Source organism: Frateuria sp. (genome assembly GCF_013362045.1).
GTDB lineage: Bacteria > Pseudomonadota > Gammaproteobacteria > Xanthomonadales > Rhodanobacteraceae > Frateuria_A.
Genome location: NZ_JABFWW010000300.1, coordinates 1 through 5,045 on the forward strand (window position 1 = coordinate 1; position 5,045 = coordinate 5,045).

The 5,045-nt window shown below is 68.3% G+C and carries 4 protein-coding genes; 1 reads left to right on the forward strand and 3 read right to left on the reverse strand.

What is annotated here, in order from left to right; genetic code table 11:
• The coding region (locus tag HOQ08_RS14460) for a M1 family aminopeptidase (RefSeq protein ID WP_291196392.1) at positions 1–2,673 on the forward strand (2,673 nt) is incomplete at its 5' end.
• 65 nt (positions 2,674–2,738) lie between these two features.
• Here the strand turns inward: HOQ08_RS14460 and HOQ08_RS14465 are convergent.
• The 3 genes from HOQ08_RS14465 to HOQ08_RS14475 form a co-directional block, all read right to left on the reverse strand.
• Positions 2,739–3,569, reverse strand: coding sequence for a mechanosensitive ion channel domain-containing protein (locus tag HOQ08_RS14465; protein WP_291196395.1), 831 nt, complete (start codon positions 3,567–3,569; stop codon positions 2,739–2,741).
• Between the two features lie 192 nt (positions 3,570–3,761).
• Entirely contained in the window at positions 3,762–4,577 is an 816-nt protein-coding gene (locus tag HOQ08_RS14470; protein ID WP_291196398.1) for a DUF2884 family protein, read from the reverse strand.
• Between the two features lie 104 nt (positions 4,578–4,681).
• On the reverse strand, positions 4,682–5,045 hold a 364-nt coding region (locus tag HOQ08_RS14475), incomplete at its 5' end, for a hypothetical protein (protein WP_291196401.1).

Here is a 5,045-nt window from a genome sequence, read left to right on the forward strand (position 1 = left end):
TGGGTGCAGCTGCGTACGCTGCTGGCGTTCGACCTGGCCAATGTGCTACGCGGCGTGCCGTTCCTGGTGATGCTGGTGTTCGGGCTGGTGAACCTGCTGTTCGCGCTGGCGTTCGCCGGCGAGATCTACGGCACGTCGACCTATCCGGTCACCCACTCGGTACTGGAGACCGTGCAGGGCAGCTTCCACTGGCTGCTGCCGATCATCCTGGCGTTCTATGCCGGCGAGCTCACCTGGCGGGAGCGCGACCGGCACACGGCCGAAGTGGTCGACGCCTTCCCGCTGCCGGACTGGCTGCCGCTGACCGCGCGGCTGCTGGCGCTGGTGGCGGTGGTGCTGGCCTACCTGGCCACCGGCGACCTGGTCGGCATCGCCTGGCAGCTTGGCCACGGCTATGCGCGGATCGAGGCCGGCCTTTACCTGGCCACGCTGGCGCTCGACGCGGTGCCGTTCGTGCTGCTGGCCGTGCTTATGCTGTTCTTCCAGACGCTCGCGGGCAGCAAGTTCCTGGGCTACCTGCTGGCCATCGTGTGGCTGGTGGCGTCGCTGATCGGCTTCCCGCTGCTGCATCTGGACCACAACCTGGCCATCTATGGCCACGCCCCGTCGGTGCCGTATTCGGACATGAACGGCTTCGGGCATTTCCTGGCCGGCGCATTGTGGTTCTACCTGTACTGGAGTTTCGCCGCGGCGGCGCTGCTGGTGGTGGCCACGCTGTTCCATGTACGCGGCACTGGGCAAACCTGGCGCGAGCGCCTGTACGAGGCGCGCGCGCGACTGCGGCGGCCGGCGGCCATCGCGCTGGGCGCGGCGCTGGCCGGCTTCGCACTGACAGGCGCGTGGATCTTCTACAACACCAACGTGCTCAACCATTACGAGAGCAGCGCGCAGGCCACGCGCAAGCGCGCCGACTACGAGAAGGCCTACGGCAAGTACAAGGGCCTGGCGCAGCCGCGCATCAGCGTGGTGAGGACGCAGGTGGATATCGAGCCGTACCGGCGACGGCTCGAGATCCGCGGCCACTACCTGCTGGTCAACCGGCACGACGCCCCGATCGACACGCTGCACGTCAACTTCGATACCGACTTCACGGTCAAGTCGCTCGATTTCGCGCCGCACGAGACGGTCAGCGACGACCGGCGGCTGGGCTATGCCATCTACCGCCTGAAGACGCCGCTCGCGCCGGGCGCGTCGATGGCCTTCGATTTCGACATCGAGTACGCGCCGCGCGGTTTCACCAACGAGCCGTCCGGCCAGTTCCTGGTCGCCAACGGCAGCTTCTTCAACAGCCAGGTACTGCCGCATCTTGGCTACCAGGCCAGCATGCAGCTCACCGACCGCAGCGACCGGCGCAAGTACGGCCTGCCGCCGCAGGTGCCGCGCATGCCCAGCCTGGGCGATGCGAAAGCGCGCGGCGACAACTACGTCGGCAACGATGCCGACTGGATCGACTTCGAGACCACCGTCTCCACCGCCTCCGACCAGATCGCGCTGGCCCCGGGGTACCTCACCAAGAGCTGGACCGCCAACGGCCGGCGCTACTTCACCTATGCCATGGACCGGCCCATGCTGGACTTCTACTCGTGGCTGTCGGCGCGCTACGCGGTGAAGAAGGCCAGCTGGAATGGCATCGCCATCGAGGTCTACTACGACCCGGAGCACGCCTGGAACGTCGACCGCATGATCCAGGCCGCCAAGGACGCGCTGGCCTACGACCAGGCCCACTTCACGCCCTACCAGTACCGCCAGCTGCGCATCCTGGAGTTTCCCAACTACCGGACCTTCGCGCAGTCCTTCGCCAACACGATCCCCTATTCCGAGTCGCTGGGCTTCATCGCCGACCTGCGTGATCCATCGAAAATCGACTACGTCTACTACGTGACCGCCCACGAGGTCGCGCACCAGTGGTGGGCGCACCAGGTGATCGGCGCGGACATGCAGGGCTCGACCATGCTGAGCGAGTCGCTGGCGCAGTACTCCGCGCTGATGGTGATGAAGCACAGGTACGGCGCCGACCAGATGCGCAAGTTCCTCAAGTACGAGCTGGACAAGTACCTGACGAGCCGCGCCACCGAGAAGGTGGCCGAGGAGCCGCTGGCGAAGGTGGAGAACCAGCAGTACATCCACTACAACAAGGGCTCGCTGGTGTTCTACGCGCTGCAGGACTACGTCGGCGAGGATGCCTTCGACGCGGTGCTCAGGCGCTTCCTGCTCGACTGGCGGTTCCGCGGCCCGCCCTACCCCAGTTCGCAGGACTTCATGGACGCGCTGGCGCGCGGCCTGGGCCCGCAGTGGAAGGGCCTGCTGGACGACCTGTTCTGGAAGATCACCCTGTTCGACAACCGCATCAGCGATGCCAGCGCGAAGAAGCTGCCGGATGGGCGCTACGCGGTGACCCTGAAGGTGCACGCGGGCAAGGTCTACGTCGACGGCACCGGCAGGGAAACCACCGCCAGGCCCGACGTGCCGGTGGACATCGGCGTGTTCGCCGCCGCCCCGGGCAAGGGCCTGGACGGCAAGCCGCTGTACCTGGAAAAGCGCCTGTTGCCGGCCGGTGACAGCACCATCACGGTGACCGTGGACGGCAAGCCGGCGGAGGCGGGCGTCGACCCGTTCAACAAGCTGATCGACCGCGTGTCGGGCGACAACCGGCTGCCAGTCACGCTGCAATAGATCCGCCGAGCTCCCGACCGTGATCCCGCCCGCGACGCAAATCGGGAGGATCACGGCGGCATGCCTCAGCCCGCCTTGGCGCCCTCGGCCTGCACCAGCGTCATCTGCCGCTGCGGCACGGCGATGCGGATGTTCTCCTTGGCGAAGGTCTCCTTGATCGCGCGCAGCAGGTCGGTCTGCACGCCCCACAGGTCCTCGCAGCGGGTCCAGCCGCGCACGATCAGGTTCACCGCGCCCTCGCCCACGTGGCCGGTCACCACCGTCGGCGGCGGCTCCTTGAGGATGCGCGGATCGGCGCCGAACAGGTTTTCGATCTGCGCCATCGCCTTGGCGATGTCGTCCTGCATGCCGATCGGAATGGTCAGCTCGAAGCGCCGCGTGCCGCGGCGGTTGGCGTTGATGATCGCATCGGCGCCGATCTTGGCGTTGGGCACGATCGCCTCGCGGTTGTCCGGCAGCACCAGCTGGGTGTACATCAGGTTGACCGTCTCCACGGTGCCTTCCACGCCGCCGGCATGGATGAAGTCGCCCGCGCGGAACGGGCGGAACACGATCAGCAGCACGCCCCAGGCCAGGTTGCTGAGCGAGCCCTGCAGGGCCAGCCCCAGCGCCAGGCCACTGGCGCCGAGCGCTGCGACCAGAGGCGCCGAAGGCACGCCGGCGGTGATCAGCGCGCTGACCACCAGCACCGCGATCAGCACGCCATAGATCAGGTTGCGCAGGAAACTGACCAGCGTGGCGTCCACCTCCGCCCGGTGCATGGCGCGCTGGACCAGGTTGGCCACGCGCGCGGCCAGCCACAGGCCCACCAGCAGGATCAGCAGCGCGACCAGCAGCTTGATGCCGATGCGCAGGGCTTCTTCGGAGAAATGGATCCGGGCAAGCAGGTCGAGCATCGCGTCACTCCGCATACCAATCGCCCGAGCCTAGCAGGGCGCGCGTGAGGAACGCTCAGGCGGGCGCATTGCAATGGATGCGCGCCGGGCAAAAAAAACCGTGCCGGCTTGGGGGAAGCCGGCACGGCTCATGGCCGCCTGGAAGGTCGATGCAGGAGAGCGGCCGGCCCGCAAGCCGTTGGGGGTTGTCGGCTAGCGGGCTTCGGGCTTCGTCTTGGCGGAAGCCTCGTTGTCGTGTCCGGCCTGGCGGTCGACCAGCGCCAGGCGCGAGCCGTCCCTGAGGCGGAACTGGAACTGCTGCTGCAGCTCATCGAGCCGCGCCAATTGCGGGCACAGGGCATCGGCGCGTTCGCCGAGCCGGTCGGCGCGGGCGTCGACCTCCCTGTCGATGGCCTTGTCCAGCGTACCGGCGCGTGCCTCCAGCGCGGCCACCTGGCGCTGGTCGCCGCTCAGCGCGGCCTTGACCGCCTGGGCGGTCACCGTGCTGACCAGGGTCGAGACGGCGTCGCCCACCTGGTGTTCCATCAGGTCCTCGACGCTGTGCTTGCGCCACACGCCCTGGCCCAGGCCGTTGTCGACGTTGGCCAGCGCCTGCCTGTGCTGGGCGTTGAGCTCAGCGGTCAACCGGCTGCGCTCGGCCGGCTGGTCGGCGAACGTGGCGACCACCGTGGTGAGCGCGCCGAAGCCGATGTCCACGCCTTCACGGGCGATCGCAGCGACCTCCGGCAGCAGGCGACGCACCCGGCCCTCGTACTCGCGCAGGCGGGCCGCGTCGGCGGCCGAGACCGCCACGTCGCGACCGTCCACGCGCAACGCGCCGTCATGCATGAACACCTGGCCGGGCGTGCCGTCGTCGCGCTCGAAGCTGACGCCGTCCGGCTGCACCCGCACGTCGTAGTCGGTGCCGAAGCTGCACTTGTCGTTGTGCAGGTGCACGCCTTCAGCCTGGACGGAGGCACCCAGCACCAGGCCGGCGGCAAGTGCGATGGCGGTAATCAGCGGACGCATGGCGATGCTCCCTGTCGGCGGTATGCAGGTGAGCTTCCCCCGCGCCCTCGGCACCGTCATGGGCCAGGCGTCATGCCGTGCCATCGGTCACAGGTGGCCGGTGGTCAGGGGCGCTGGTCGATCTCCGTCACCACACCATCGACCAGCGTCACCGTGATCTCGCGGCCCTCGCGGCGATACACCCAGCGTTCGCTGGCCGGCGTCGCCACGACCACGCCGCGGCGATGGCGTGCGGCATGATGGTGCGTCACCTGCGAAGGGCGGCCGAGCGCTTCGCGCACCTGCGCGGCGCTGTCGCCCGCCACCAGCAGCCGGTTGCCCACGCGCAGCGTGTCCGAGGCCATGGCGGAGAAAGCCAGCAGCCACAGGCCGCCGATGAGGATCATGCGCATGTCGTACTCCTTCCCTGGGTGACGCCCGGACCGGCTGGCCGGGCGGATAGTTAGAACGTCCTTCCTCAGCGCACCG